The 25,697-nt window shown below is 62.5% G+C and carries 27 protein-coding genes; 12 read left to right on the top strand and 15 right to left on the bottom strand.

Annotated features, from left to right (window positions below; translation table 11 throughout):
- Positions 1–13 precede the first annotated feature (13 nt).
- The 4 genes from RhoBH5_RS05360 (at position 14) to RhoBH5_RS05345 (ending at position 4,620) form a co-directional block, all read left to right on the top strand.
- Positions 14–1,162: a Gfo/Idh/MocA family protein gene (locus tag RhoBH5_RS05360; protein WP_064112674.1), complete on the top strand. Its 1,149-nt coding sequence runs from the start codon at positions 14–16 to the stop codon at positions 1,160–1,162.
- Positions 1,163–1,192: 30 nt separating this feature from the next.
- Positions 1,193–2,578: an MFS transporter gene (locus RhoBH5_RS05355; protein ID WP_082900840.1), complete on the top strand. Its 1,386-nt coding sequence runs from the start codon at positions 1,193–1,195 to the stop codon at positions 2,576–2,578.
- A 121-nt stretch (positions 2,579–2,699) separates the two neighbouring features.
- Positions 2,700–4,136: a rifampin monooxygenase Iri gene (gene iri / locus RhoBH5_RS05350; protein WP_208689681.1), complete on the top strand. Its 1,437-nt coding sequence runs from the start codon at positions 2,700–2,702 to the stop codon at positions 4,134–4,136.
- A 67-nt stretch (positions 4,137–4,203) separates the two neighbouring features.
- On the top strand, positions 4,204–4,620 hold the full coding sequence (locus tag RhoBH5_RS05345) for a hypothetical protein (RefSeq protein ID WP_270008008.1): 417 nt from the start codon (positions 4,204–4,206) through the stop codon (positions 4,618–4,620).
- 39 nt (positions 4,621–4,659) lie between these two features.
- On the opposite strand, the gene RhoBH5_RS05340 is transcribed toward RhoBH5_RS05345, so the two are convergent.
- The 4 genes from RhoBH5_RS05340 to RhoBH5_RS05325 all read right to left on the bottom strand — a co-directional run bounded on the left by RhoBH5_RS05340 (position 4,660) and on the right by RhoBH5_RS05325 (position 8,195).
- Positions 4,660–4,977: a hypothetical protein gene (locus RhoBH5_RS05340; protein ID WP_037125592.1), complete on the bottom strand. Its 318-nt coding sequence runs from the start codon at positions 4,975–4,977 to the stop codon at positions 4,660–4,662.
- A 61-nt stretch (positions 4,978–5,038) separates the two neighbouring features.
- A complete protein-coding gene (locus tag RhoBH5_RS05335; protein WP_256520549.1) occupies positions 5,039–6,223 on the bottom strand; it encodes a phytanoyl-CoA dioxygenase family protein in 1,185 nt (394 codons plus the stop codon).
- A 173-nt stretch (positions 6,224–6,396) separates the two neighbouring features.
- Entirely contained in the window at positions 6,397–7,173 is a 777-nt protein-coding gene (locus RhoBH5_RS05330; RefSeq protein WP_080726629.1) for a TIM barrel protein, read from the bottom strand.
- The gene (locus tag RhoBH5_RS05325) at positions 7,170–8,195 is read right to left on the bottom strand and encodes a Gfo/Idh/MocA family oxidoreductase (protein WP_007727343.1); all 1,026 of its coding nucleotides are present in this window, start codon (positions 8,193–8,195) and stop codon (positions 7,170–7,172) included. Before RhoBH5_RS05325 ends, RhoBH5_RS05330 begins: the two co-directional genes overlap by 4 nt.
- Before the next feature lie 115 nt (positions 8,196–8,310).
- On the opposite strand from RhoBH5_RS05325, the gene RhoBH5_RS05320 reads away from it, so the two are divergent.
- From RhoBH5_RS05320 to RhoBH5_RS05305, 4 genes are all read left to right on the top strand, one after another.
- Complete coding sequence (locus tag RhoBH5_RS05320) at positions 8,311–9,312, top strand: LacI family DNA-binding transcriptional regulator (protein WP_007727340.1); 1,002 nt, start codon at positions 8,311–8,313, stop codon at positions 9,310–9,312.
- 160 nt (positions 9,313–9,472) lie between these two features.
- Positions 9,473–10,474 (top strand): substrate-binding domain-containing protein, encoded by a 1,002-nt coding sequence (locus tag RhoBH5_RS05315; protein WP_007727338.1) that lies wholly within the window; start codon positions 9,473–9,475, stop codon positions 10,472–10,474.
- A 63-nt stretch (positions 10,475–10,537) separates the two neighbouring features.
- Positions 10,538–11,596, top strand: a complete 1,059-nt coding sequence (locus RhoBH5_RS05310; protein ID WP_003940759.1) for an ABC transporter permease — start codon at positions 10,538–10,540, stop codon at positions 11,594–11,596.
- 3 nt (positions 11,597–11,599) lie between these two features.
- A complete protein-coding gene (locus RhoBH5_RS05305; RefSeq protein ID WP_007727336.1) occupies positions 11,600–12,412 on the top strand; it encodes an ATP-binding cassette domain-containing protein in 813 nt (270 codons plus the stop codon).
- A gap of 58 nt (positions 12,413–12,470) precedes the next feature.
- Here the strand turns inward: RhoBH5_RS05305 and RhoBH5_RS05300 are convergent, their stop codons facing one another.
- From RhoBH5_RS05300 to RhoBH5_RS05285, 4 genes are read right to left on the bottom strand one after another with little or no spacing between them, the layout of a single operon-like run.
- Complete coding sequence (locus tag RhoBH5_RS05300) at positions 12,471–13,472, bottom strand: Gfo/Idh/MocA family protein (RefSeq protein ID WP_083057757.1); 1,002 nt, start codon at positions 13,470–13,472, stop codon at positions 12,471–12,473.
- On the bottom strand, positions 13,469–14,335 hold the full coding sequence (locus RhoBH5_RS05295; RefSeq protein ID WP_083057759.1) for a TIM barrel protein: 867 nt from the start codon (positions 14,333–14,335) through the stop codon (positions 13,469–13,471). Before RhoBH5_RS05295 ends, RhoBH5_RS05300 begins: the two co-directional genes overlap by 4 nt.
- Complete coding sequence (locus tag RhoBH5_RS05290) at positions 14,332–15,372, bottom strand: Gfo/Idh/MocA family protein (protein ID WP_256520550.1); 1,041 nt, start codon at positions 15,370–15,372, stop codon at positions 14,332–14,334. The genes RhoBH5_RS05295 and RhoBH5_RS05290 overlap by 4 nt, the downstream gene beginning before the upstream one ends.
- A complete protein-coding gene (locus RhoBH5_RS05285; protein WP_270008007.1) occupies positions 15,372–16,163 on the bottom strand; it encodes an SDR family oxidoreductase in 792 nt (263 codons plus the stop codon). Before RhoBH5_RS05285 ends, RhoBH5_RS05290 begins: the two co-directional genes overlap by 1 nt.
- Before the next feature lie 75 nt (positions 16,164–16,238).
- On the opposite strand from RhoBH5_RS05285, the gene RhoBH5_RS05280 reads away from it, so the two are divergent.
- The gene (locus RhoBH5_RS05280) at positions 16,239–17,261 is read left to right on the top strand and encodes a LacI family DNA-binding transcriptional regulator (protein ID WP_218680024.1); all 1,023 of its coding nucleotides are present in this window, start codon (positions 16,239–16,241) and stop codon (positions 17,259–17,261) included.
- Between the two features lie 58 nt (positions 17,262–17,319).
- Here RhoBH5_RS05280 and RhoBH5_RS05275 read toward each other — a convergent pair whose 3' ends face one another.
- The 4 genes from RhoBH5_RS05275 to sdhC are packed head-to-tail and all read right to left on the bottom strand — an operon-like array spanning position 17,320 to position 20,715.
- Complete coding sequence (locus RhoBH5_RS05275) at positions 17,320–18,087, bottom strand: succinate dehydrogenase iron-sulfur subunit (protein WP_003940925.1); 768 nt, start codon at positions 18,085–18,087, stop codon at positions 17,320–17,322.
- Positions 18,087–19,838, bottom strand: a complete 1,752-nt coding sequence (gene sdhA / locus RhoBH5_RS05270; protein ID WP_003941011.1) for a succinate dehydrogenase flavoprotein subunit — start codon at positions 19,836–19,838, stop codon at positions 18,087–18,089. Before sdhA ends, RhoBH5_RS05275 begins: the two co-directional genes overlap by 1 nt.
- Positions 19,839–19,853: 15 nt before the next feature.
- The gene (locus tag RhoBH5_RS05265; protein ID WP_003940699.1) at positions 19,854–20,309 is read right to left on the bottom strand and encodes a succinate dehydrogenase hydrophobic membrane anchor subunit; all 456 of its coding nucleotides are present in this window, start codon (positions 20,307–20,309) and stop codon (positions 19,854–19,856) included.
- 1 nt (position 20,310) lies between these two features.
- A complete protein-coding gene (sdhC, locus tag RhoBH5_RS05260) occupies positions 20,311–20,715 on the bottom strand; it encodes a succinate dehydrogenase, cytochrome b556 subunit (protein WP_020969155.1) in 405 nt (134 codons plus the stop codon).
- Positions 20,716–20,968: 253 nt separating this feature from the next.
- On the opposite strand from sdhC, the gene RhoBH5_RS05255 reads away from it, so the two are divergent.
- The 3 genes from RhoBH5_RS05255 to RhoBH5_RS05245 are packed head-to-tail and all read left to right on the top strand — an operon-like array spanning position 20,969 to position 23,756.
- Positions 20,969–21,373 carry a cytidine deaminase gene (locus RhoBH5_RS05255; protein ID WP_019747693.1) on the top strand — a complete coding sequence of 135 codons (405 nt, stop codon included), beginning with the start codon at positions 20,969–20,971 and terminating at the stop codon, positions 21,371–21,373.
- Positions 21,366–22,661, top strand: coding sequence for a thymidine phosphorylase (locus RhoBH5_RS05250; RefSeq protein ID WP_214514467.1), 1,296 nt, complete (start codon positions 21,366–21,368; stop codon positions 22,659–22,661). The genes RhoBH5_RS05255 and RhoBH5_RS05250 overlap by 8 nt, the downstream gene beginning before the upstream one ends.
- 9 nt (positions 22,662–22,670) lie before the next feature.
- Positions 22,671–23,756, top strand: coding sequence for an adenosine deaminase (locus RhoBH5_RS05245; protein WP_050654872.1), 1,086 nt, complete (start codon positions 22,671–22,673; stop codon positions 23,754–23,756).
- Positions 23,757–23,771: 15 nt separating this feature from the next.
- Here the strand turns inward: RhoBH5_RS05245 and RhoBH5_RS05240 are convergent, their stop codons facing one another.
- From RhoBH5_RS05240 to RhoBH5_RS05230, 3 genes are read right to left on the bottom strand one after another with little or no spacing between them, the layout of a single operon-like run.
- Complete coding sequence (locus RhoBH5_RS05240) at positions 23,772–25,010, bottom strand: hypothetical protein (RefSeq protein WP_003940713.1); 1,239 nt, start codon at positions 25,008–25,010, stop codon at positions 23,772–23,774.
- A gap of 47 nt (positions 25,011–25,057) precedes the next feature.
- Positions 25,058–25,357, bottom strand: coding sequence for a YbaB/EbfC family nucleoid-associated protein (locus RhoBH5_RS05235; RefSeq protein WP_007727324.1), 300 nt, complete (start codon positions 25,355–25,357; stop codon positions 25,058–25,060).
- Positions 25,354–25,695 (bottom strand): hypothetical protein, encoded by a 342-nt coding sequence (locus RhoBH5_RS05230; protein WP_065352208.1) that lies wholly within the window; start codon positions 25,693–25,695, stop codon positions 25,354–25,356. Before RhoBH5_RS05230 ends, RhoBH5_RS05235 begins: the two co-directional genes overlap by 4 nt.
- Between the last annotated feature and the right edge of the window lie 2 nt (positions 25,696–25,697).

Below are 25,697 nucleotides of genomic sequence, written 5' to 3'. Positions count from 1 at the left end.
CGAACGGAGCCTCATGACAGGCATTTCAGTAGCAGTTGCCGGATTCGGATGGATGGGCCGCGTCCACACGCAGGCGTATCTGCGTCTGCGGCAGCACTATCCGCAGCTTCCCGTGATCCGCCTGGCCGCCGTCGCCGACGAGGTGCCTGGCAGAGGGGAGGAAGCAGCGGACCAGTTCGGTTTCGAAGCTTTCACCCAGGATTGGCGCGATATCGCAGCCGATCCGGCCATCGACGCGGTGAGCATCACGGCCCCGAACTTCTTGCACCGTGAAATCGGCGTCGCAATGGCAGAGGCCGGCAAACACATCTGGATCGAGAAGCCCGTCGGCTTGTCCACGGAAGACGCCAAAGCTGTTGCCGTAGCAGTCTCGAAGGCCGGTGTGCAGTCGACCGTCGGCTTCAACTACCGAAACGCGCCGGCTGTGGCCCTGGCAAAAAGCCTGATCGACTCAGGGGAGTTGGGCACGATCACGCACTCGCGTTTTCGTTTCCTCAGCGACTATGCGGCCCACCCTGAAGGTGCTTTGAGTTGGCGATACGAGCGTGAACGCGGCGGCGCCGGCGTCCTGGGCGACTTGGCCTCGCACGGCATCGATCTGATTCGTCATCTTCTCGGTGACGTCGACGCTCTCGTTGCGGATACTGCGATCTTCATCCCGGAGCGTGCGCGTCCGTCCGCCGCTACCAGTGGACATGCGCGGGCCAGCGGTGGGGAGATGGGGGCTGTCGAGAACGAAGACTTCGTCAGCGCACTGCTGCGCCTCGGCTCGGGTGGCCGGTGCACCCTCGAAGCATGCCGCGTCGCCGTGGGAGAGCAGAACAATTACGGATTCGAGGTTCACGGCACGAAGGGTGCCGTGTTCTGGGACTACCGCCGGATGGGTGAACTGGGCACCAGCCTCGGCTCGAAGTATCAGGACCAATCCGTCACGACGGTTCTGGTCGGCCCCGAGTCCGGTGAGTTCGGCCGCTTCCAGCCTGGCGCGGCCAACGCGATGGGCTACGACGACCTGAAAGTGATCGAGGCTCGCAATTTCATCGCCTCGATCGTGGACGGAGCGCCGCAGGGCGCGACCATCGCTGATGCAGTCGCGTCCGCACAGGCCCTGGACGCGATGGTCGCCTCGGTGACCTCCGGCAGCTGGATTTCTCTCGGCTGATCCACAGCCCCTCCGAAAGGCTCTGGTGCAGTGACATTTCCCCGCGGACTGGCGCTGCTCGTGGCAGCAGCGCTGTTCATGGAGATGCTGGACGCGACGATTCTCGCAACGGCACTGCCGTCGATCGCCCAATCTTTCGGAGTTGATGCCGTCGACGTCAATGTCGCCGTTTCTTCGTACCTCCTGGTGTTGGCCGTCCTGATCCCGGCGAGCGGATGGATGGCCGACAGGTTCGGAACGCGACGTGTCTTCATCTCTGCCATAGCCGTTTTCGCGGTGGCATCGGTGGGATGTGCACTGAGCACCTCCCTCCCGATGCTGGTGGGAATGCGTGCTTTACAAGGGGTAGGCGGCGCCATGATGGTGCCGGTAGGGCGGCTCGCAGTATTGCGGGTGACGTCGAAGGCGGAACTCGTACGGGCTATCGCTTACTTGACGTGGCCGGCGCTCACAGCGCCGGTTCTTGCGCCCGCTGTGGGTGGAGCCATCGTGTCGATCGCTTCGTGGCGCTGGATCTTTCTGATCAACGTTCCGATCGGGATCGTCGGGTTTATGCTGGCATTGCGCATGGTGCCCGACATTCGGCAAACGCAGAAACGGAGCCTTGACTGGCTGGGATTGGTGGTGATCGGAGCAGGCGTCGCAGTGCTTGTCGTGGCGCTCGAGAGCGTGCACAGTGCCGGAACCGACTGGCTAAGAGTGGGCCTCGGGATCGTTGCGGCTCTGATCTTGTTGAGCTTGGCCGTCATTCACTTCGTCCGGTCGGATCATCCGCTCATCGCGCTCGGCGTCCTCCGACTTCGATCGTTTCGGCTCGTCGCGTCGAGCGGCTCGCTGTACCGGCTCGTGATCATGGGCGTGCCGTTTGTGCTGCCGTTGTTGTTCCAAGTGGGATTCGGAATGTCGGCGTTCAAGGCCGGTCTGCTGGTGATGGCTCTGTTCGCGGGGAATATCGCGATCAAACCGCTCACCACTCCGCTCATGCGCAGATTCGGGATCAGACGAGTTCTGGTGGGAAACGGAGTTCTGTCGGTGGTGTGCTTCGGTGCGCTGGTACTGATCTCGTCGACGACACCGGACGTCGTTATCGCTGTTGCACTGTTTGTCAGTGGCGCGTTGCGATCCATCGGGTTCACCGCGTACAACAGCTTGGCGTTCGCCGACGTCGACTCGGGTGAGCTGACCGATGCCAATACTCTGCATGCAACGCTGCAAGAGTTGGCATCCGGTCTAGGTATTGCACTGTCCGCGTTGGTGATCACGCTCTGCACACCGTTGGCGGAGTCGGGGGATCTGAGCGGCGGAGTGCCGTTTTCTCTGACGCTGGGTGTTCTCGGGGCCATGCTGGTGCCGACGGTGATCGAGAGTTGGCGGCTCCCACGCGATACAGGTGCTGTGGTGTTGGTGCGCCGATGATGAAGCGTCTTCCGCCACCTTCATGATAACGCGGGACCCGGGGCTTGCGGCAAGGCCCCGGTGATGGTGCACACTCGTCTGCTGCGAGCAAGCAAAAGCCTTGCCCGGAGGAGGGGATCGCATGAGTGACGTCATCATTGTCGGTGCTGGACCAACTGGATTGATGCTGGCAGGTGAGCTCCGGCTGCAGGGCGTCGATGTCGTCGTCGTGGACAAGGACGAGGAGCCGACTCAGTTCGTCCGTGCCCTCGGCATCCATGTGCGCAGCATCGAAATCATGGAGCAGCGCGGGTTGCTGGACAAGTTCCTCGCGCACGGCCGCAAGTATCCGCTCGGTGGATTCTTCGCGGGGATCAGCAAACCGGCACCCGCGCACCTCGATACTGCCCACGGGTACGTACTGGGAATACCTCAGCCCGAGATCGACAGGATTCTTGCCGAACATGCCACCGAAGTCGGTGCGGACATTCAGCGAGGGAAGCGCGTCGTCGCGATCCGTCAAGATACCGATAGCGTCACAGCGGAATTGTCCGACGGCACAACACTTCACGCGCGTTATCTCGTGGGCTGCGACGGCGGCCGCAGCACTGTTCGGAAGCTGATCGACGTCGGGTTTCCCGGCGAGCCGTCGAGCGCCGACACGTTGATCGGCGAAATGGACGTGACCATGCCCGCTGATGAACTGGCCGCCGTTGTCGCCGAAATCCGAGAAACGCACAAACGATTCGGAGTCGGTCCCGCCGGCAATGGTGCTTTTCGCGTCGTGGTCCCCGCGGCCGAAGTTGCCGACGGTCGCGCGGTTCCCACCACCCTCGACGACATCAAGCAACAGCTACTGGCCATTGCGGGCACCGACTTCGGTGTGCACTCACCGCGGTGGCTCTCGCGCTTCGGTGACGCCACCCGTCTGGCGGAGCACTACCGGCGCGACCGGGTGTTCCTCGCCGGCGATGCCGCACACATCCACCCACCGATGGGCGGACAAGGCCTCAATCTCGGTGTCCAAGATGCCTTCAACCTCGGCTGGAAGCTCGCCGCAGAGATCAACGGTTGGGCGCCGGAGAGCCTGCTCGACACTTACGAATCGGAACGGCGTCCGGTGGCTGCCGACGTCCTCGACAACACGCGCGCGCAGGCGGAGCTGATCTCCACCGCAGCCGGTCCACAAGCCGTGCGGCGCTTGATCTCCGAGCTGATGGAATTCGAAGACGTCAAGCGCTATCTGACCGAGAAGATCACTGCGATCTCGATTCGCTACGATTTCGGCGAAGGCGACGACCTACTCGGTCGGCGGCTGCGGAACATCGCGTTGACCCGCGGCAACCTGTACGACCTGATGCGATCCGGCCGCGGACTTCTTCTCGACCAGGGTAGCCAACTGGCGGTAGATGGTTGGAGCGATCGAGTCGACCACGTAGTCGACACCAGCACCGAATTGGACTCACCGGCTGTCCTGCTTCGACCGGACGGTCACGTGGCATGGGTGGGGGATTCGCAGGCGGAGTTGGATACTCAGCTGTCCACGTGGTTCGGCCGGCCGGCGACGGGCCCCGTATGACTCTTCGGATTCGGCAACCGAGCACCGTGGCGACTCGGACGCACTACCGTTGACGACTATGAGGCGAATGTCAGCACAGGTTGCGGCTGCGGCAGCGGGCTCTGTGGGAGCGCTGATGCTGACAAGCTGCACGACCAACGTCGATGTGCCGAAAACCTTTGCCGCCACGATAACGGTGACCGGTCAGGCAGAGCAGGCCGAGATGGTCTCTGGAGAGTGCGTGATCGACATGATTCGTGTTGCTCCGAACGACCAGATTCAGATTTTCGGGGGCAGCGGCGCTGCATCCACAAGGTCGGCACTCGAGGTCGAGGCAATCGATCAACTTCCCGACGGAATGAGCACCTGCTCCTACACCGCACATTTTGATGCCGTCCCCGCAAACCAGAGAAACTATGAGGTGAGCTTGGGCCACTTCTCTCCGGAGTCCTTCAGCTCAGATGAGTTGGAGAACGGTGTCACCTATCAACTTCGCCGGCCCTGACTGAACCAGTTCTCCCTCGCGTTGTATCCGGTCCGACTTTCACTGAGCTCGCTTGGTGGTCCCGTCGCCTCCGCGCTGTCGAGCCTTACCGGGGTTGATGTGGAGCCGAACACCCTCGTAGGCGACTGTGTACGGCACATCGTCGTCGTTGTCCGGGTCGCCGGAGTCCGCAGGATCCGGAAGTTCCGCGATCTGTTCGATGACAGTCTGTGCTCGCGCCGCACCGGGATCGAACATCTCCTGAAACGGCCCGACGAACGACCCCCCAAGCCCGCGGCGCCTTGCCCGAACAGCCGCCCACCCGAACACCGCCAACGGGCCGATCATGGCGAACAGCACTAACAAGTCCCACCCCATGCCACGAGCGTACCGACTGACCGGCATTGGGCGGTCCAAGTCTCGTCAGCGCTGTCGTCCCTCAGGCCATTCGTCTCTCGGACTGTGCCTTCAGCAACTCGGCCAGATGGTCAGGCGAGATCCGCTCGCGAACCGCCTCCATCACTAGTTCGGCCTGCGTCTGAGGCGCGAGGCCGTCGATCGGTTGGTCTCGGTCCAGATTGGTCGGGAAGGCGTAGCCCTCAGCGGAAGCGGCGACGGCACAGCGAACGGACTCGTCGGAACCTGCTTCGCTGAGGGCGAGCAGTGCCGGATAGATCGCGTTGACGAGCGCGTCCCGGTCAATGGTTCCGAGGGCGCGACCGAAGGCTGACGACACCTGAAGAAGATTTGCCATGCGCAGGACGTCGGCGGATTTGTTGTGGCCGGCGGCGTGGAACAGTGCAGGGTTGAAGAAGACGGCATCTCCCTTCTCCAAAGGTAATTGGACGTAATTGGCCTCGAAGAACTCCTTGAACTCGGGACGCTCGAACGCGAGGTATCCGGATTCGAATTGTTGGGAGTACGGCAGATATTTCGTCGGGCCCGTCTCGACCGGCATGTCCACATGGGCGACTGCACCTTGCAAGGTGAGGGCAGGGGTCAAGCGGTGCACATGCGCCCGAAACTTCGCGGCTACGTTGCTCGACATGAAGCCGAGGTGGTAGTCGCGATGTGGATTCTGTGCGGCGCCACCGGGATTGACGACGTTGACGTCCGACGTCACCTGATACATGGGGCCAAGCCACGCTTCCGAAGCCAAAGCGACAATGCTGTTTGCGTAGTAGTCGACGTAGGTCTTGGGATCTTCGAGCGCCAACTTCAGTTGTGCGCCCCAGATTCGGTCATTGGCACCAGGTTTGGCGAAGTGATCTCCGGACACCGCGCCGGCTTCGTGTTGGCGCGCAATGAGTTGCCGGAAGATCTCGCTGGCGCGATCCAGTATCTCCGCGTCGAACGCGCCCTGAAAGACTGTGATGCCGGGGCCGGTGAGTAACGCCCGGGCGATCTCGTCTTGGATCTCGGCCCGGATTTCTGGATTCGACGATTGCTCGACCAATGCTGCCGAGTGGTACAGAAGAACCCCGTCGGCCACTGAATGGGCGTATGGGTATTCGGCGAGGTCTGTGCGATGCGCGACCAAAGCGGCGAGGTCGTCGATGTTGCAGTCTTCTCGGTGCAACCTACCCGCGAACGGCACGGTGTGGTCGGTCAGTGCTGGAGTCATTCGGGGGCCTTCCTGCGGAGTTCACGATGTGCTGTGACTCAAAGACTGCCAAGGAAAAGCCATCGAAACTACCCCTGAAATCCATCAAAAAGACCTCAGGAAGCGCTCCCCGTGGACTCGACCGGTGACGGAAAATCTGCGCGCTACGACGGGATCACGTTCCTGGGTGAGAGTTAGAGAGTGAAGGCGTTCCGGAAAGCAGTGAGTGCGGTGTCACTGTCTCCGGATGCCCAGCCCTCCAATCCGATCGTGCCGGTGTAACCCTGCTCGGCGAGAACGCGTGCGATGGCTGGGTAGTTGATCTCGCCGGTTCCGGGTTCGCATCGGCCGGGTACGTCGGCCACCTGAATCTCCCCGATGTTGTCACCACAACGCCGCACGAGTTCGATGAGGTTTCCTTCGCCGATCTGTGCGTGGTAGAGGTCGAGCATCATCTTGAGATTGGGGTGTGAGACGGATTCCACCAGTGCCAGAGTGTCTTTGGCTCGGGCCATCGGTACGCCAGGGTGATCGACGATCGTATTGAGATTCTCGAGGCAGAAGACGACTCCGGCGTCTTCACCCAGTCGCGCGATCTTCTCGAGAGCGCGTTGGGCCGTCAGCCACATCGCTCCCGTAGTTCGATACTGCGGGCGCGCGGCCTGTCCGTCGATCAGCTCGCCGGTATGGAAGTTCAGCCGAGGAACGCCGAGTTTCGCTGCCGGCGTGAGGCATAGCGCCGCTGTACGTACGAGTTCGGCGCTGCCCGCTTCGTCGAACAAATCGCCGTGAAGATAGCCGGTCATCGAGGAGAACCGAGCCCCGGTGGCGACCAGGGCATCGAGGTCCTTGTCTTGCCAACTCCAGATCTCGGCTGCGAACCCCGCCTCCGAGATCCGCCGAATGCGTTCGACGACAGGTAGTTCGGTGAACGTCATCTCGGCAGAGACCGCCAAATCGAAGGGGCTCACTGCGGCACCGACAGCAGCGATACGGGCAGTCCGGTTTCCACGGATTCTTTTGCAGCCAGTGCGATTTCCAGGGCGTTGCGAGCATCGAGACCGTCGACCGACGGCGCGCTGCCGGAGCGGATGCAGTCTGCGAAGTGCGCCAGCTGGGCAACATAGGCGTCGTGAAACAGTTCGATGTTCACCCGAGGTGTGTCGGCCCGAACGCCCGGTGAGCTGTAATGACGCATCGCGGTCCGCGTGACCTCGCCTGCACTCACCATTCCACCGGAACCGAAAACCTCGCCGCGAACGTCGTAACCGTAGGTGGCCTGGAAGTTGGCCTCGGCCGACGCGAAGGCGCCGTTGTCGAACCGCAACTGAACCATCGACGTATCGAGGTACCCCTGCTCCTTGTACTGCGGATGGACGAGAGCATCGGCCTGCGCGAACACCTCGACGACGCGTGCCCCCGGGTTGAGCCAGAGCAGGGCGTCGAAGTCGTGAATCAGTGTCTCGTTGAAGATGGTCCACGGCTTGACTCGGGAGGCGACGTCGGCGGTGATTCCCGGATCGCGAGTCAGAGAGCGAAGTAGCTGCGGTGTCCCGATCCCACCGGAGGTGATCACGTCGTGTGCCGCGGCGAAGTCGGCGGCGAAGCGCCGGTTGAAACCGACCTGCAGCGCAACATTGTTCGCGGCGCATGCGCCGATTGCGCGATCGGCGTCCTCGAGTGTCAAAGCCATCGGCTTTTCGCAGAAGACATGCTTGCCGGCCTCCGCTGCTGCTACCACGAGATCGGTGTGAGTTGATGCGGGCGTACTGATGAGCACCGCTTCGACGGTCGGATCGGCAATCAGCTCAAGGGCGTCGGTGTACGCGCGGGCGTCGGGACTGACACGTTCGATCAACGACGCCGCAGCGCCGGGCGCAGGATCGGCGACGGCGACGAGACGGGTGCCGGGGATACGCAGCGCGACGGACTCGCCGTGGAAACGGCCGATCCATCCAGCGCCGATCAGACCGACTGCAACAGAGGCAGACATGGGGGCTCCGTTCGGAGTGAGGATGAGGAACTAGATCGTTCTAGTCGTGTCAGTAAAGCGCTGGTTGCCTCGTGCGTCAACGTTTCGGCGTGTATTCGCTGGAACGATCTAGTCTGTGGAGGTGAACAGTCGACGCCCCACCTTGCAAGACGTAGCAGACCTGGCCGGTGTGTCACGCGCACTGGTGTCCATCGTCATTCGTGATGTCCCGGGTGCCAGCGATGCGACGCGGGTACGGGTCAAGGCGGCCGCGGACGAACTCGGCTATCGACCCGACAACGCGGCGCGACTGCTGCGCCAGCATCGCAGCCGCCTGATCGGTGTCAGTTATGTTGCCGCGCAAACCTTTCACGCGGAGCTGCTCGACGAGATCTACGACGCAGCCGAACGCTTGCGCTACGACGTCGTTCTCAGCGCCGTCTCGGACCGCAGGCCTGGCTCGCGCGCCGTGCGCACCCTGCTCGACGACCGATGCGAGGCGATCTTGCTGTTGGGTTCGCAGGCGCCGGAATCGGAGATCGTCGACCTGGCGGCGAAGGTTCCCGTCGTCGTGCTCGCCCGGAAGATGCCCTCAGCACATGTGGACGTTGTCCGCACGGACGACGAGGCGGGCGCCGTGATGGCCGTGAATCATCTCGTCGGACTCGGGCACCGCTCGATCGTCCACGTCGACGGCGGACGCGGTCCGGGCGCCCAGGAGAGGCGTCAGGGCTACCGGAAGGCCATGCGGGCGGCCGGACTGGAATCGCGGATACTTCCCGGCGGCCTCACGGAGGAGTTCGGCGCGGACGCCGCGCGGTCGATGGTCGAACAAGGGATTCCCGGTGCGGTCTTCGCTTTCAATGATCGTTGCGCGCTAGGAGTCCTGGACGTCTTCTTGCGTGCGGGAGTCTCGGTGCCCGGAGACGTCTCCGTGATCGGATTCGACAACAGTGCATTGGCAGGTTTGGCGCACATCGATCTGACCAGTGTCGGGCAGGACACGGCGTTTCTGGGTGGCGCCGCGGTGGAGCGAATCTCCGAACGCCTCGACGGCGGAAGTGGACTCTTGGGCAGGGACATAGTCGCGCAACCACAACTTGTAGTTCGAGGTTCAACTGGACTCGTAGGGCGTTGACCTGGCGTTTCGACCTAAACTAGTTTGTCCCGTCTTTGATAAGCAGTCCTAATGTCAGAACAAACTATTGACATTCGACTGTGACGGGTATTACATCTTTCACATACAACCGAGCACCATCCGTTCGCGGGCCGTTGGTTGATGTCGAGAGGGAGTTCACATGTCGTTTCTCACGGGACGCAAGAGCGTTGCCGTACTGGCCGGAGCCTCAGTCGTGGTCTTGGGTCTGGCCGCCTGTTCCAGCACCGGCGGTAAGCCGGATTCTTCCGGATCCGGAATGGGCGCGGGTACGGCGGACACGCCCCGCGCCACCATTGCGATGATCACCCATGAAGTTCCCGGTGACACGTTCTGGGATCTGGTGCGCAAGGGCGCCGAAACCGCAGCGGCCAAGGACAACATCGAACTTCGGTACTCCGCCGATCCCGAGGCACCGAACCAGGCCAACTTGGTTCAGAGTGCGATCGACAGCAAGGTCGACGGGATCGCCGTCACGCTCGCGAAGCCCGACGCCATGGTTGCAGCGGTCCAAAGTGCCACCGCCGCGGGCATTCCGGTGGTCGCCCTCAACTCGGGCCTCGAAACCTGGAAGGACATGGGCGTCAAGGAGTACTTCGGTCAGGACGAGTCGATTGCCGGTGAAGCTGCCGGCGAGCGACTCAACACCGAAGGTGCCACCAAGGTGCTGTGCGTGATTCAGGAGCAGGGCAACGTGAGCCTCGAATCACGGTGCGCCGGTGTGAAGAAGTCGTTCAAGGGAACGACGGAGATTCTCAACGTCAACGGCAAGGACATGCCGTCGGTGGAGTCGACCATCACCGCGAAACTTCAACAGGACCCGGCAATCGATCGAGTTCTCGCGCTCGGTGCGCCGTTCGCATTGACGTCCGTGACGTCGGTCGGCAATGCGGGCAGCAAGGCGAAGGTCGTCACCTTCGACACCAACGCGGCGCTCGTCGACGCTATCAAATCCGGTGACGTGCAGTGGGCAGTGGACCAGCAACCCTTCCTGCAGGGCTACCTCGCCATCGATTCGCTGTGGCTTTACCTCAACAACGGCAACGTGATCGGTGGTGGCTTGCCCACCCTGACCGGACCCGCGTTCATCGACAACACCAACATCGACTCGGTCGCCGAGTACGCCAAGAACGGAACTCGCTGATCCGGGCGCACGGAGGGCTGAGAGTCCGCCCTCCGTGCGCCTGTCCAGCACGGAAGGGAAATCATGTCCACTCAGGCAGATCTCGACCTTGCCGCCCATAAAGTCGTGACCGATGAACGGGTGAAGGAGCAAAAGCGCATTCAGCGTCTGCTGCTCCGCCCGGAGATGGGTTCACTTGTCGGCGCCATCGCCATCTTCATCTTCTTCTGTATCGTCGCGGCACCGTTCCGTACGCCGGAAGCGCTTGCGACAGTGCTCTACTCCAGCTCCACGATCGGCATCATGGCTTGCGCGGTCGCCCTGCTCATGATCGGCGGCGAGTTCGACCTCTCCGCCGGCGTCGCAGTCACCACGTCCTCGCTCGCCGCGTCGATGATCGCCTACAACCTGCACCTCAACCTGTGGGTGGGCGCGATTCTGGCGCTGGTCGTCTCGCTCGCCGTCGGATTCTTCAACGGCTACCTCGTCATGAAGACGAAGATTCCCAGCTTCCTCATCACCTTGAGTTCGTTCCTGATGTTGACCGGCATCAACCTGGCCGTCACCAAGCTCGTGAGTGGTCAGGTGGCCACACCCAGCGTCTCCGACATGGCCGGATTCGATTCCGCGAAAAAGGTATTCGCGTCGTCGTTCTCGGTCTTCGGGGTGTCCGTCAAGATCACGGTCGTGTGGTGGCTGCTGTTCACCGCGATTGCAACATTTGTTTTGTTCAAGACCAAGATCGGCAACTGGATCTTCGCGGTCGGCGGCAATCAGGACAGTGCCCGCGCGATCGGTGTCCCGGTGACCGCAGTCAAGATCGGTTTGTTCATGACCGTCGGCTTTGCTGCCTGGTTCGTGGGCATGCATCTGCTGTTCTCGTTCAACACCGTTCAGTCCGGTCAGGGTGTCGGTAACGAGTTCCTGTACATCATCGCCGCAGTCATCGGCGGTTGCCTGCTCACCGGTGGTTACGGAACCGCGATCGGCGCTGCGATCGGTGCATTCATCTTCGGTATGACCAACCAGGGCATCGTCTACGCAGGCTGGAACCCGGACTGGTTCAAGTTCTTCCTCGGCGCCATGCTGCTCTTCGCGGTCATCGCCAACAACGCATTCCGCAACTACGCTGCGAAAAGGTGACACATGAGTACCACAGCTGAAGTTCCCGCTCTCTCGAACTCGGGCGGCAACGTGCCACTGATCGAGCTCAAGGACGTCGGTAAGCAATACGGAAACATCATCGCGCTCAAGGGAATCAACCTGCGCGTCGGTGCGGGTGAAGTAACGGGCGTGCTCGGTGACAACGGCGCAGGCAAGTCCACGCTGATCAAGATCATCGCCGGTCTGCACCAGCAGAGCGAAGGTGAACTACTCGTCGACGGCGAACCGACAACGTTCCACTCGCCGAAAGAAGCGCTTGGCAAAGGCATCGCGACGGTCTATCAGGACCTCGCCGTCGTTGCGTTGATGCCGGTGTGGCGCAACTTCTTCCTCGGGCAGGAACTGCGCAAGGGCGGTCTGATCAAGTCGCTCGACGCCAACGCCATGCGCGCGACGACTCTTTCGGAACTGTCGAAGATGGGCATCGAACTGCCTGACGTCGACGCACCGATCGGTAGTCTCTCGGGCGGTCAGCGTCAGTGTGTTGCCATCGCCCGCGCCATCTTCTTCGGCGCGCGCGTGCTGATTCTCGACGAGCCGACAGCAGCGCTCGGCGTCAAGCAGTCGGGAATGGTGTTGCGCTACATCACCGCTGCCAAGGAACAGGGATTCGGCGTCATCTTCATCACGCACAATCCGCACCACGCGTACATGGTCGGCGATCACTTCGTGCTCCTCAACCGAGGCAGGCAGAAGCTCGACGCCAAGTACGACGACATCTCACTCGAAGAACTGACCAAGGAGATGGCGGGCGGTGACGAGCTCGAGACGCTGACCCACGAGCTTCGCCGCTAGATCAAAACCTCGCGACTACAGCCTCGGTTCGAATCGAACCGAGGCTGTAGTCGTTTCGTCACAGGATGGTCGTCGGCCGAACCCCGAGGCCGGAATGCATGTACGCCTCGTCGATCATCGTCATGTTGGCTACCGCGTCGCCCGGCCCGATCGGCAGCGCCGAGACCCCGGACAGATGATCGGCGAACGCTTCGAGTTGATAGGTGTACGACGACTTCGTGCCCAGATGCTCGACGCTCGTGCGCCCACCGGCCGTGACGGAGACACGGTCGTCGATGTCCGGCTGCAGGAAGTTGTGTACCAGGACGTCTCCTTCAGTGCCGAATACTCGGAAGGTGAAGTGATACCGCTCGTCCAACATCGTGGTCACCACGGATGCCGTGGCGCCGCTGGGGTATTCGAGTTCGATGTCGAACCACGAATCAACCCTCGGAGCATATTCCTTGTGGCGGGTCCCGGTCACCACTGGCGCACCACCACAGACGTCACTCAGCGTCCGGGAAGCATGTAACCCGTAGCAGCCCAGGTCCATCAGTGACCCGCCTGCCAAGGCGAGCTCCCACCGCGGGTCGTTCTCGGATGGTGTGGGCATCCGCAGTACGGTTTCCACCCGAGTGACCGCGCCGACTGTGCCGCTTCGAACCAGATCCAGCAGGCGCCGGTTCACCGGATGAAAGAGGTAGTGGAACCCCTCGAGCAGCGTCACTCCGCTCACGCGCGCCGACTCGGCTACAGCACGCGCTTCGACCGCATTGCTCGAAAACGGTTTCTCCGTCAGCACGTGCTTGCCGGCCCGAACGGCGGCGAGATTCCACGGTCCGTGCAGGCTGTTGGGTAGCGCGTTGTAGACGACGTCCACCTCCGGATCTGAGATCAGCTCGGCGTACGAACCGACCACCCGTTCGATCCCATGCTGGGCCGCATAGGCTCTGGCCCGCTCGGGGTCGCGTGCGGCAACGGCCACCAGGCGGTGCCCGGTGGCCGTTGCAGGTTTGATCATCGCGTTCTCGGCGATGCGTGAGGCTCCCAGAATGCCTATCCGCAGCGGGGTAGGTGTCACAGAACCGACCGCAGATACTCGACGCTCGCTCGCACATCGCGCACCGGTCCCTCGTCCGACGGCGCTTCGGCCAGAATGGTGTCCTGCTCGAGCACGTACCACCCGTCGAAACCGTGGCGCTGCAATATGGCTGTGACACCGGCGATGTCGACGTCGCCGCCACCGAGTGGACGGTACATTCCCGCCTTTACGCCGTCGGTGTAGGTGAGCTCACCTCTGCGAACGCGTGATGCGAGGGCATCGTCGACGTCCTTGAGATGCACGTGGGTGATGCGCTCGGGAGCTTGACGCGCCAGGTCGACCGGATCGGTGCCGCCGATCAACAGGTGGCCGGTATCCAGGCACAGGGGGATGGCCGAGCCGTCGAGCACTCGCAGGACCTCGTCGCGCTGCTCGATCATCGTTCCGACGTGAGGGTGGACAACTGCCCTGATTCCGCGCTCGGCCGCGGCGTCGGTGAGGCGATCGAGATTGTGCAGCAGGGTTTTCCAACTCTGCTCGTCCAGTTCCGGGCGTGAATCGTAGCCGTCGGAACCCGTCGCGGCGGCCAGGACCAAAACCTCGGCACCCGAGGCGACGAAACCATCGAGGATGGGGGAGATGCCGGGAACCGGATCATGATCGCGATCATGCAGCAGTACCGGTGCGAACCCGCCGACTGCGCTCAGATCGTGATCCGCGAGCACCTTGGCCATTTCGGCGGGTGCAGTCGGCAGAAAGCCCTCCGGTCCGATTTCCGTTGCCGCCAGACCGACTTCGCGCATTTCCCGGAGGACTTGCGCAGGGTCGAGCTGGTAGCCCCAGCCCGGGACTTCGCACACGCCCCAGGAGATCGGTGCGCCGGCGATGCGAGGAATGCTCATGTGTGTGCCTCATTCTTGTCGTGAAGGAACAGATCTTTGACTTCGGTGATCGTGACGGGCCGACCCTCGCGCAGAGAGTGCGTTGCAGCTTCGGAGATCCAGGCCGACTCGACCGCATCTGCGGGCGTGCACGGTGATTCCCGACGCCCGGCGACAACGCCGAGGAATGCTTCGAGTTCCGCACGGTAGGCAGACGTGAAGCGGTCCATGAAGAACGTGTACGGCTCCTTCGAGGGGAACGATGTTTCGGGGTCGAGGGAGCGGAGTGGCAAGCGGTCGTCCAGCCCGGCAACGACGGAGTCCGCCGAGCCGAGTACCTCGAGTCGGCAGTCGTAGCCGCGGCCGTTGTAGCGGGTATTCGACACGACCGCGATGGTTCCGCCTTCGAAAGTGAGAACCGTAGCGGCGGTGTCGACGTCACCGGCATCGGCGATCCCGCGATCACCCTGATTCGAGCCGGTGGCAAAAACCGTGGTGACTTCGCGGCCGCTGATCCACCGGACGATGTCGAAGTCGTGGATCGAGCAGTCGCGGAAGATGCCGCCGGAGTGTTCGATGTACGAGATCGGCGGGGGAGCGGGGTCGAGGGTGGTCGATCGGAGAGTGTGGATCCAACCGAGTTCTCCAGATCGAACCGCGTCGTACGCCGCCACAAATGACGGGTCGAATCGGCGCTGAAATCCGATCTGGACTGGTACCGACGTCTGTTCGGCAGTCGCGAGTACACGAACGGAGGATTCGATGGAGTCGGCTACCGGCTTTTCGCAGAACGTCGGGATGTCTAGGCGGACAGCGGCTTCGATCAATTCGGCATGTGAACTCGACGACGCGGCGATCAGAACGCCGTCGATGCCCGACGCGAGAAGAGCCGCCGGGTCAGTAGCGGACTGCACATCGAGTTCGGTTGCCACGTCCGAGGTTCGACGTGCGTCGACATCGGTGACAACCAGCGCGTCGACGCCGTTTAGCGTCAGCAGGTTTCGGGCGTGGTAGCTGCCGATTCGTCCGAGGCCGACGACTCCGATACGAGCGCCCATCAGTCCAGCCCTCCGAAGACGTTCTGGTCCCAGTCGATGATCGAACCCGTCACGACTCCGCTGCGATCGGCGAGCAGGAAGACGACGAAGTCGGCGATTTCGTCGACCTGTCCGAGCTTGCCCATGGGGAGGGTGCTGCCCGCACGTTCCTGCCAGTCGTCACCAGCGTCGTGAAAAGCTCTCTGCGTGAGGTCTTCACCCTCGGTCTGTGTCCACCCGATGTCGAGACCGTTGATCCGGATACGATCCCAGCGATGCGCATGGGCGGCGTTGCGGGTCAGCCCCGCCAGCCCGGCCTTCGCTGCCACGTACGGCGCGAGATACGGTTGCCCGCCGAGTTCGGACGTGGAGATGATGTTGACGATGGACCCGGGGACCGCACGCTCGCGCATGTCTTTGACTGCTGCCTGCATCGTGAAGAACGGACCGCGAAGGTTCACCGCGATGTGCTGGTCGAAGAGTTCTTCGGTGGTGTCGAGCAGCGTTCCGCGTGAAGTGAGCCCGGCGGAATTGACCAGAGCATCCACGCGGCCGAAGTGAGAGATCGTCTCGGCCACGCTGTCGAGCGCGGAATCCGTTTGTGCCACATCGGCTTCGATGAAGTGAGTTCCCGGAAGTTCTGTCTCGAGAGCCTTTCCGACGTCCGGGCGTCGGCCGGTGAAAGCCACCTGAGCGCCCTCACGGACTGCGGCGCGAACGATTCCGGCGCCGACGCCTTGCGAGCCGCCACTGACGAGTAAGACGGTGTCGGCCAGGAGTGCGGGCCTGGTTACGCCCGGCGTAGAAGTCATGGGTTTAGTCTGGCTGTGACGAAGACCTCGAGCAACAGCAAAAAACCATCAAATATCCATCATCGTGAGGTAGTTGTGGCGCATCGATTCAAAGTGCGGGAGATCGCTCAGCAGTCGGGCCTGAGTGAGGCCACCGTCGACCGGGTGCTCAACGACCGTCCTGGAGTTCGCGACGGCACACGATCGGAGGTTCGCCAGGCGATCACGGACCTGGAACGTCAACGCTCGCAACTGAAACTGGTCGGTCGCACGTTCATCGTCGACGTCGTGTTGCAAACTCCTGCAAGGTTTTCCGACGCCGTCCGTGACGCGCTCGAGGCCGAACTGCCCACCCTTGCACCCGCTGTTGTTCGTTCCAGGTTTCACTTTCGTGAAACCGGTTCGGTAGAAGCGATGACGTCGACGCTCGACAAGATTCGCCGGCGCGGCTCCCACGGAGTCATCGTCAAGGCTCCCGACACTCCGGAAGTCGTGTCGGCGATCGACCGGTTGGTGGCGGCAAGGATTCCGGTCGTCACGTTGGTGACCGACGTTGCCGGCAGCAGGCGAGCCGCCTACATCGGCATCGACAACCGAGCCGCCGGAGCCACCGCCGCGTACTTGATAGATCAGTGGCTGGGGGATAGGGAAGGCAACGTGCTGGTCAGCATGAGCAGCGGGTTCTTCCGCGGGGAGGAAGAACGGGAGATGGGATTTCGCTCCGCCATGCGAGTCTCGGCTCCGCATCGACGGTTGATCGACATTCCGAACAGTGACGGTCTGGATCAGACGAGTAGGAAACTGGTGCGAGCGGCACTCGAATCCGATCCGCAGATCCGTGCCGTGTATTCGATCGGTGGTGGCAACCTGGCCACGGTCGACGCGTTCGAAGAACTGAACCGGGAGTGCAGTGTCTTCATCGCCCACGATCTCGACGGTGACAATCGAAAGTTGCTGGGGGAGAGGCGAATATCAGCGGTGCTCCACCACGATCTGCGTGCGGATGTTCGCACTGCCTGTCAGGTGGTCATGAAGGAACACGGCGCCATGGGTGCTCACTTCGGCTTTACGACGTCACCGGTTCAAGTCGTGACACCGCTCAACATGCCCCCGACATAGCTGTGCGCGGTTAAGGAGTCCGGAGACTCCCTAACCGCGCACAGGGTCGAAGGCCTGACTATCGAGCGAAGAGCAGTGCTCGCTTGACTTCCTGAATAGCCTTTGTCACCTGGATGCCGCGGGGGCACGCGTCGGTGCAGTTGAACGTGGTGCGGCAACGCCACACGCCGTCCTTGTCGTTCAGGATGTCGAGACGCTCGGAAGCGGCCTCGTCACGGCTGTCGAAGATGAACCGGTGTGCGTTCACGATGGCAGCGGGACCGAAGTAGCTGCCGTCGCTCCAGTACACGGGGCACGACGTGGTGCAGCATGCGCAGAGGATGCACTTGGTGGTGTCGTCGAAACGAGCACGGTCGTGCTGGCTCTGGATGCGCTCACGAGTGGGCTCGTTGCCACTGGTGATGAGGAACGGCTTCACGGCGCGGAATGCGTCGAAGAAGGGCTCCATGTCGACAACCAGGTCCTTCTCGACGGGCAGGCCCTTGATGGGCTCGACCGTGATGGTGACCGGCTTGCCGTCCTTGGGCAGCATGTCCTTCATCAGCAGCTTGCAGGCCAGACGGTTCACACCGTTGATCCGCATGGCGTCCGATCCACAGACACCGTGTGCGCAGCTGCGACGGAACGTGAGGGTGCCGTCGAGGTAACCCTTTACGTACAGCAGCAGGTTGAGCAGACGGTCGGTGGGCAGTGCCGGGACCTGGAAACTGTCCCAGTGCTGGCCCTCGCCCGATTCGGGATTCATCCGCGCGATCTTGAGAGTGACCATGACGGCCCCCTCGGGAACAGCGGGGAGTTTGGGTGCATCTACAGCAGGCGCAGACATCAGTACTTACGCTCCATCGGCTCGTAGCGGGTCTGGATCACCGGCTTGTAGTCCAGACGGATGTCGGAGAGCAGGCCGTCACCCTCCTTGTACGCCATCGTGTGCTTCATGTACTCGGCGTCGTTGCGATCCGGGAAGTCCTCGCGAGCGTGGCCGCCGCGCGATTCCTTGCGGTTGAGGGCGCCGACGACGGTGACCTCTGCCATTTCGAGGAGGAAGCCCAGCTCGATGGCCTCGAGCAGGTCGCTGTTGTAGCGCTTGCCCTTGTCCTGGACCGTGATGTGGTTGTAGCGCTCCTTGAGAGCACGCACATCCTTGAGAGCCTGGGTGAGGCGCTCTTCGGTGCGGAAGACGGAGGCGTTGTTGTCCATCGACTGCTGCAGCTCGGTGCGGATGTCCGCAACGCGCTCGTGGCCGTGATCGGACAGGATGACGCCGACCCAGTCTTCGACCATCGCGGCCGGGGTTTCCGGCATGTCGACGAACTCGGTGGAGTTCGCGTACTCGGCGGCAGCGATGCCGGCGCGACGGCCGAACACGTTGATGTCGAGGAGCGAGTTGGTACCGAGACGGTTTGCACCGTGTACGGAGACACAGGCGCATTCGCCGGCCGCGTACAGACCCTTGACGATCTCGTCGTTGTTGCGCAGCACCTCACCGTTGATCTTGGTGGGGATACCGCCCATGACGTAGTGGCACGTCGGGTAGACGGGCACGGGCTCCTTGACGGGGTCCACGCCGAGGTAGGTGCGCGAGAACTCCATGATGTCGGGGAGCTTCTCGTCGAGAACTTCCTCGGGGATGTGCGTCACGTCGATGTAGACGTAGTCCTTGTTCGGGCCGGCGCCGCGGCCTTCGAGAACCTCGAGGACCATCGAACGCGCCACGATGTCACGAGGAGCGAGGTCCTTGATGGTGGGTGCGTAACGCTCCATGAAGCGTTCACCGTCGGCATTACGGAGAATGCCACCTTCACCGCGGACGGCTTCCGAGATCAGGATGCCGAGACCGGCGAGTCCTGTCGGGTGGAACTGGTGGAACTCCATGTCCTCGAGGGGCAGGCCCTTGCGGAAGATGATGCCCATGCCGTCACCGGTGAGGGTGTGCGCGTTGGACGTCGTCTTGTACATGCGTCCCGAGCCGCCGGTCGCGAAGACGATCGACTTGGCGTGGAAGATGTGCAGCTCGCCGGTCGAGAGCTCGTAGCAGATGACACCGGTGGCAACCGGGCCGTCCTCGGTCTCGGTGATGGCGATGTCGAGCGCGTAGAACTCGTTGAAGAACTCGACGTCGTGCTTGACGCAGTTCTGGTAGAGCGTCTGCAGGATCATGTGACCGGTGCGGTCGGCGGCGTAACACGCACGGCGGACGGGTGCCTTGCCGTGGTCGCGTGTGTGGCCACCGAATCGACGCTGGTCGATCTTGCCTTCGGGCGTGCGGTTGAACGGCAGACCCATCTTCTCGAGGTCGAGCACCGCATCGATGGCCTCCTTGGCCATGATCTCGACGGCGTCCTGGTCGGCGAGGTAGTCGCCGCCCTTGACGGTGTCGAAGGTGTGCCACTCCCAGTTGTCTTCCTCCACGTTCGCCAGTGCGGCACACATGCCGCCCTGGGCCGCGCCGGTGTGGCTGCGGGTGGGGTAGAGCTTGGTCAGTACGGCCGTGCGGGCACGGGGGCCAGCTTCGATTGCCGCACGCATGCCTGCGCCACCGGCGCCGACGATGACCACGTCATAACGATGTTCCTGCATGAAGTCTGTGCTCCCCTAGCTCGCCGAGATATTGGGGTCGAAGGTGAAGATGACGTACGTGCCCAGGCCCATGATCAGGATCATCGAGAGAACGAGGATCGTGGTCAGCCAGAAGCGCGTGGAGTCCTTGCGGGAGTAGTCCGCGATGACCGTGCGCAGACCGTTACCGCCGTGCAGCTGTGCCAGCCACAACATCGTCAGATCCCAGAACTGCCAGAACGGGCTGGACCAGCGACCTGCGACGAACGCGAAGTTCAGACGGTGAACGCCACCGTCGAGCATCAGCATGATGAACATGTGGCCCAGGACCAGAACGATCAGGGCGACGCCGGAGAAGCGCATGAACAGCCATGCGTACAACTCGAAGTTGTTCCGAGCCTTCGCGCGCGGGGACCGCGGGTTGTCCAGGCTTGCGGGACGGTCGTATGAGGTGCCCAGGCTCTTGGCTTCGGGTCCGTGAGTAGTCGCCATGTCAGTGCTCCGCAAACATGTTGATGAGGATGCGTCCGGCGCCTGGGATCATCACCAGGAACCAGATCGTCAGAATGGTCCAGAGCATGACGCGCTGGTACTTCGGGCCCTTCGACCAGAAGTCCACCAACATCACGCGCACGCCGTTGAGGGCGTGGTAGAGGACTACGCCGACGAGGCCGATCTCCATGAGGCCGACGAGGGGGTTCTTGTACGTGTCGATGACGGCGTCGTACGTATCGGGATTGACCCGAACGAGTGCCGTATCGAGAACGTGTACGAATAGGAAGAAGAAAGTAGCGACGCCTGTGATCCGGTGTAGAACCCAGGACCACATTCCGGGGTCGCCCCGGTAAAGCGACCTCGTGCGCTCCTTCTGAGGAGCGGCTTCAGTCGTAGTACTCATCGAGTGCTGTGCCTCCAACGTCATTGGTGGACGCGTCGAGCCTGCAGAGAGCTTCGATGTACCTCAGCCCGGGCTCGACGGGATCCTGAACCGACTTGACTCAGACTCTAAACCTATGTGAAACCGGGAACTAATCAGATGCGGGATTCGTACGCGTACCAAACTCTTTGTAAGGTTTGCCTTTCCAATCTCACCTAGCCGGTTTCGGCGTGGTTTCTGCATCCATTCAGTCGGCGTGATTGGATAACGAACCATGGGTGACATCGACTGGAAGTTGTTGCGGCACAACGCGCAAGTGGTCATGCGGCAGGCTTATGCACCGTACTCGGGCTATGCAGTGGGTGCAGCTGCCCTGGTAGACGATGGTCGGATCGTCTCAGGATGCAATGTGGAAAATGTCTCATACGGTTTGAGCCTGTGTGCCGAATGCGGACTCGTCGGTAACTTAGCCGCCACCGGGGGCGGGCGGCTGGTTGCCTTCACGTGCTGCGACGCGAAGGGCTCGATTCTGATGCCATGCGGCAGGTGCAGACAGCTTCTTCTCGAGCACGGCGGGGGTGAGATGCTTGTCGACACGAGCAGTGGGTTCAAGCCGCTGAGCGAGCTGTTGCCTGATGCTTTCGGGCCGGAACAAGCAGAGGGGCTCCGCCATGTTTGACGCAGTTTCCATCATCGGCGCCAAGCGTGACGGCCGCGAGTTGTCGGGAACCGAGATCGACTGGATAGTTCAGGCGTTCACACAGGGGATCGTCGGCGACGAGCAGATGTCGGCGCTCGCGATGGCGATCTATTTCCGAGGAATGTCACGAGCAGAGACCGGCCGATGGACCGAGGCGATGATCGAATCCGGCGGGAGGATGGACTTTTCGGACTTGCCGCTGCCCACCGTCGACAAGCATTCGACCGGTGGAGTGGGGGACAAGATCACCCTTCCGCTTGCACCCCTCGTCGCTGCCTGTGGTCTTGCAGTCCCGCAGTTGTCGGGCCGCGGACTCGGCCACACCGGTGGAACTCTCGACAAGCTCGAGGCCATTCCAGGTTGGCGAGCCGAGCTCACGGCGACGGAGATGGTCGACATTCTCTCGGATCCGAAAATCGGCGCGGTGATCTGCGCTGCCGGAGCGAATCTGGCCCCCGCGGACAAGAAGCTCTACGCGCTGCGCGACGTGACCGGAACGGTGGAATCCATTCCGCTGATCGCAAGTTCGATCATGAGCAAGAAGATTGCCGAGGGAACCGGCGCCCTGGTACTCGACGTCAAAGTCGGTTCCGGAGCGTTCATGAAGGACCTCGGCGACGCGCGAAAGTTGGCACGCACGATGGTCGAGTTGGGCAACGACGCCGGCGTGCGTACAAGTGCTCTCATCACCGGGATGGACACCCCGCTGGGATTGACGGCTGGCAACGCTCTCGAGGTGCGTGAATCCGTCGAGGTGCTGGCAGGCGGCGGGCCGTCGGACGTCGTCGAGCTGACCCTGGTCCTGGCTCGGGAGATGCTGTCCGCGGCTGGGATCGACGGTATCGACCCCGCAGACAAACTGTCCGACGGCACAGCCATGGACCGGTGGCGCGCGATGATCGCCGCCCAAGGTGGGGACCCGCACGCAGCACTGCCGGTGGCCCGGCACAGCGACGTCGTCACCGCGGACCGAGACGGCGTACTGACCCGACTCGACGCCATGGCGGTCGGCATCGCAGCCTGGAAACTGGGAGCCGGACGCGAACGGCAGGGCGAAGCCGTTCAGGCCGGTGCCGGCATCGAGATGCACGCGAAGCCCGGCGACGTGGTCCGCGCCGGACAGAAGCTGATGACACTGCACACCGACACTCCCGAGAGATTTGATGCAGCGCGACGAAGCCTCGGCGGTGGATGGTCGATCGGGACCGATTCCGACACCGTTTCGCGACCGTTGCTCATCGAGCGAATTGTGGGTGATTCGCGTTAGCGTTGGCGAATGAACGCACCGGAGTTGACCACGATCCGCAGCGCACCCAAAGTTCTTCTCCACGATCATCTCGACGGAGGACTCCGACCCGAGACCGTTCTCGAACTGGCCGAGCAATGTGGCTACGACGAGCTGCCGGCGAATACGGCTTCCGAACTGGCGCAATGGTTCCGAACTGCCGCTGACAGTGGATCGCTCGAGCTCTACCTCGAAACGTTCGCGCACACAGTCGCCGTGATGCAGACCCCCGAAGGGCTCGCACGGGTGGCACGTGAGTGTGCCGAGGATCTGGCCGACGACAACGTCGTCTATGCCGAGGTCCGTTTTGCGCCCGAGCAGCACCTGGAACAAGGCCTGAGTTTGGACGAGGTCGTCGAGCACGTTCTCGAAGGTTTCCGGGCCGGCGAATCCGCTGCCAGGGTCGCGGGACGGGAGATCCGCATCGGCTGTCTCCTGACGGCGATGAGGCATGCCGCCCGGTCGCGGGAGATCGCCGAACTCGCGGTGCGATTCCGGGACCGCGGAGTGGTCGGGTTCGACATCGCCGGCGCCGAGGCCGGAAACCCACCGAGCCGGCACCTCGACGCGTTCGAGTACATGCGTGACGCGAACGCCCACTTCACGATTCACGCGGGTGAGGCTTTCGGGTTGCCGTCGATCCACGAAGCCATCGCCTTCTGCGGAGCGGATCGGTTGGGCCACGGCGTGCGGATCGTGGACGACATCGACGTAGGCGTGCAAGGTGGGGCAGAGTTGGGTCGGCTCGCGAACTACGTCCGTGACATGCGCATTCCCCTGGAACTGTGCCCGAGTTCGAACGTGCAGACCGGAGCCGTAGCCGCCCTGGCGGACCATCCGTTCGGACTCTTGGCGGACTTGCGCTTCCGAGTGACCGTCAACACCGACAACAGGCTGATGAGCGACACCACCATGAGCCGGGAAATGGCCGCGTTGGTCGAGACCTTCGGTTACGGATGGACCGATCTCGAACGCTTCACCATCAACGCGATGAAGTCGGCCTTCATCCCGTTCGACGAGCGCCTCGCGTTGATCGACGACGTCATCAAGCCGGGCTACGCCGTGCTCATCGGCTAGATGACGTGCGCCCGACTACTCAGATCGAAGCCGGGCCTCGAACTCGCGCTCGAGTTCGCGCCAGGCCTCGGATTCCTTGGTGAACGGCGCACTCGGAGCCATCCGCGACGGATCGGGGTTGAGGAGGTACGAGACGTACCAACCCAGCTCGTTCGACGCGGACAGAGCCTCCTCGGTGGAGTCGTCGTCGGCGAAATCTGCTGCATCGGTGAACAATTCGACTGCGAGTTCCAGCTGCTCGGCATCTACGACGTCCGGGCCCTGGGCGAGGTCGTCGGCGATACCGGGCAGAACGTAGACGTTCTCGTCCGTGACCTCGATTTCGAGTGAACCGTCGACGGCCGCATTCTGAATTTCGCCGTACGTACTGACCTGCGAGAGATCGTGTTCGTGGTTGTCGGCGAGGTAGCGAGCGAGTGCGCGCTCGCTACGGAAGACGGTGATCAGTCCGTCCTTGCCGAGGAAGATCGCCTGATCTCCCATGTAGCAGCGCAGAGTGTAGAACGTCTCGGCCGAGGTGATGATGCGGATCGGGTCGACACCGACCTCACCCCAGAAGGTCTCGACTTCGTCTTCGTCCTCTTCGAGGTCGTCTTCGTCGAATTCCTCGTCCTCGCCCTCCTCGGCGACATCGTCGGCGTCGACGGTGTTCTCGGCGGCAGCGAGCAGTTCAGCTTCGGCGACCGCCACAGCAGCTGCATCGACCTTCGGGGAGGTGACCACCTTGTCGATGGCGTCGAGAACGGCGTCCCAGTCCTTGACGATCGCAGCGCCGACCTGGTCCCACAGCTCCAGGCCTTCGCGGCCTTCGAAGGTGCCGGCGCCGGTGGCAAGCGCGCCGAGTACCGGATGGCCGCTGAAGAAGCGGATGACCGCGTCGAGTTCGCACACCTCACCGATGTTGCGAGCCATGTTCAGGGTGTCCTCGAGTTCCGAGACCACCAATGCCTCAGGGTCACCTGCGGCCAGTTCCGGCACGCCGACGAAGTCGAACGTGAAGTTCTCTTCCGGTTCCAACTCGGCTGCCGACAGTCCGGAGACGACGGCCCACGCCGGATGCTCGACCAGGTCGTTGTCGGAGTCCGTTCGGATGAAGGCCGCGAGTTCCGCGACGGAGGAGAACCCGTAGAGGTCTTCCTCATGGCCGAGAAACGCTTCCCACTCGTCGTCGCCCTCGCGCCAGCGAGGTGCCCACAAAGTGACGAGGTCTCCGTCGGTGAGTCCGATTTCGATAGGGACGATGTCTCCAGCCATGGGCGGAAGCCTATCCACCGCAGCGCGAAAGGCATAGCGGGGGTTCGTCACGTTTGTTTCAGGGCTACTCGGAGCTCACTGACCAGTCGCTCGCGTTCGTCGTTGGACTGTTGAACTGCCTGGTGAATCGTGGCCACCGTCAATGCGGCCACCGTCTGAGAATTCATCGCGGTGATTGCGTCGGTGATCCGTAGGTCGACCAGAGCGCCCAGCCCGTCGACAGTCGCCGTGACTATCCCACCCTCGCTCGAGACGACTACCCGAAGAGCGCCGACCCCGTCGACGGCGTCCTGCAAGAGTCCCGTCCGGTGTTTCGCCAGCTCCATGATTCGATCAATCTCGCTCATATCGAACGCATCCAGCTCGACGGAAGGTTCTGGCCCTCGGCGGCGTCGACATCGGCCAGTTCGTCTCGGGTCGGTAGACCGAGCCGATCGAGGATCGCTGCCGGGACTCCGGTCTCCTCGAGCTCCACACGATGGCGGGCGCCGGCTTCGATTGCTGCATGTGAGCACAGCGTGAGTATCTGCTGCGCCAACCGCTGCCCGCCGTACCGCAGTTCGTCCTGGCTGATCCGCAGGTCCACGGGCACGGCGTGCTCCGTGGCGCGGACCGCGATGGTTCTGGCGCGGTTGACGGCTACGGCTGTGATGATCGGCGGTGATTCGCGCTTGTTCTCGGGCATGA

The sequence above is a fragment of the Rhodococcus sp. BH5 genome (assembly GCF_027583855.1).
GTDB lineage: Bacteria > Actinomycetota > Actinomycetes > Mycobacteriales > Mycobacteriaceae > Rhodococcus_F > Rhodococcus_F qingshengii.
Note: the sequence above shows the minus strand (reverse complement) of the source record. Positions and strands in the feature narration are given on the sequence as shown.

What these genes read in the sequence shown, in the direction of transcription:
- RhoBH5_RS05360 (WP_064112674.1), top strand. Translation starts at nt 14, where the DNA reads ATGACAGGCATTTCAGTAGCAGTTGCCGGATTCGGATGGATGGGCCGC.
- iri (WP_208689681.1), top strand. Translation starts at nt 2,700, where the DNA reads ATGAGTGACGTCATCATTGTCGGTGCTGGACCAACTGGATTGATGCTG.
- RhoBH5_RS05345 (WP_270008008.1), top strand. Translation starts at nt 4,204, where the DNA reads ATGTCAGCACAGGTTGCGGCTGCGGCAGCGGGCTCTGTGGGAGCGCTG.
- RhoBH5_RS05340 (WP_037125592.1), bottom strand. Translation starts at nt 4,977, where the DNA reads ATGGGGTGGGACTTGTTAGTGCTGTTCGCCATGATCGGCCCGTTGGCG.
- RhoBH5_RS05335 (WP_256520549.1), bottom strand. Translation starts at nt 6,223, where the DNA reads ATGACTCCAGCACTGACCGACCACACCGTGCCGTTCGCGGGTAGGTTG.
- RhoBH5_RS05325 (WP_007727343.1), bottom strand. Translation starts at nt 8,195, where the DNA reads ATGTCTGCCTCTGTTGCAGTCGGTCTGATCGGCGCTGGATGGATCGGC.
- RhoBH5_RS05315 (WP_007727338.1), top strand. Translation starts at nt 9,473, where the DNA reads ATGTCGTTTCTCACGGGACGCAAGAGCGTTGCCGTACTGGCCGGAGCC.
- RhoBH5_RS05310 (WP_003940759.1), top strand. Translation starts at nt 10,538, where the DNA reads ATGTCCACTCAGGCAGATCTCGACCTTGCCGCCCATAAAGTCGTGACC.
- RhoBH5_RS05305 (WP_007727336.1), top strand. Translation starts at nt 11,600, where the DNA reads ATGAGTACCACAGCTGAAGTTCCCGCTCTCTCGAACTCGGGCGGCAAC.
- RhoBH5_RS05295 (WP_083057759.1), bottom strand. Translation starts at nt 14,335, where the DNA reads ATGAGCATTCCTCGCATCGCCGGCGCACCGATCTCCTGGGGCGTGTGC.
- RhoBH5_RS05290 (WP_256520550.1), bottom strand. Translation starts at nt 15,372, where the DNA reads ATGGGCGCTCGTATCGGAGTCGTCGGCCTCGGACGAATCGGCAGCTAC.
- RhoBH5_RS05285 (WP_270008007.1), bottom strand. Translation starts at nt 16,163, where the DNA reads ATGACTTCTACGCCGGGCGTAACCAGGCCCGCACTCCTGGCCGACACC.
- RhoBH5_RS05275 (WP_003940925.1), bottom strand. Translation starts at nt 18,087, where the DNA reads ATGTCTGCGCCTGCTGTAGATGCACCCAAACTCCCCGCTGTTCCCGAG.
- sdhA (WP_003941011.1), bottom strand. Translation starts at nt 19,838, where the DNA reads ATGCAGGAACATCGTTATGACGTGGTCATCGTCGGCGCCGGTGGCGCA.
- RhoBH5_RS05265 (WP_003940699.1), bottom strand. Translation starts at nt 20,309, where the DNA reads ATGGCGACTACTCACGGACCCGAAGCCAAGAGCCTGGGCACCTCATAC.
- sdhC (WP_020969155.1), bottom strand. Translation starts at nt 20,715, where the DNA reads ATGAGTACTACGACTGAAGCCGCTCCTCAGAAGGAGCGCACGAGGTCG.
- RhoBH5_RS05255 (WP_019747693.1), top strand. Translation starts at nt 20,969, where the DNA reads ATGGGTGACATCGACTGGAAGTTGTTGCGGCACAACGCGCAAGTGGTC.
- RhoBH5_RS05250 (WP_214514467.1), top strand. Translation starts at nt 21,366, where the DNA reads ATGTTTGACGCAGTTTCCATCATCGGCGCCAAGCGTGACGGCCGCGAG.
- RhoBH5_RS05245 (WP_050654872.1), top strand. Translation starts at nt 22,671, where the DNA reads ATGAACGCACCGGAGTTGACCACGATCCGCAGCGCACCCAAAGTTCTT.
- RhoBH5_RS05240 (WP_003940713.1), bottom strand. Translation starts at nt 25,010, where the DNA reads ATGGCTGGAGACATCGTCCCTATCGAAATCGGACTCACCGACGGAGAC.
- RhoBH5_RS05235 (WP_007727324.1), bottom strand. Translation starts at nt 25,357, where the DNA reads ATGAGCGAGATTGATCGAATCATGGAGCTGGCGAAACACCGGACGGGA.
- RhoBH5_RS05230 (WP_065352208.1), bottom strand. Translation starts at nt 25,695, where the DNA reads ATGCCCGAGAACAAGCGCGAATCACCGCCGATCATCACAGCCGTAGCC.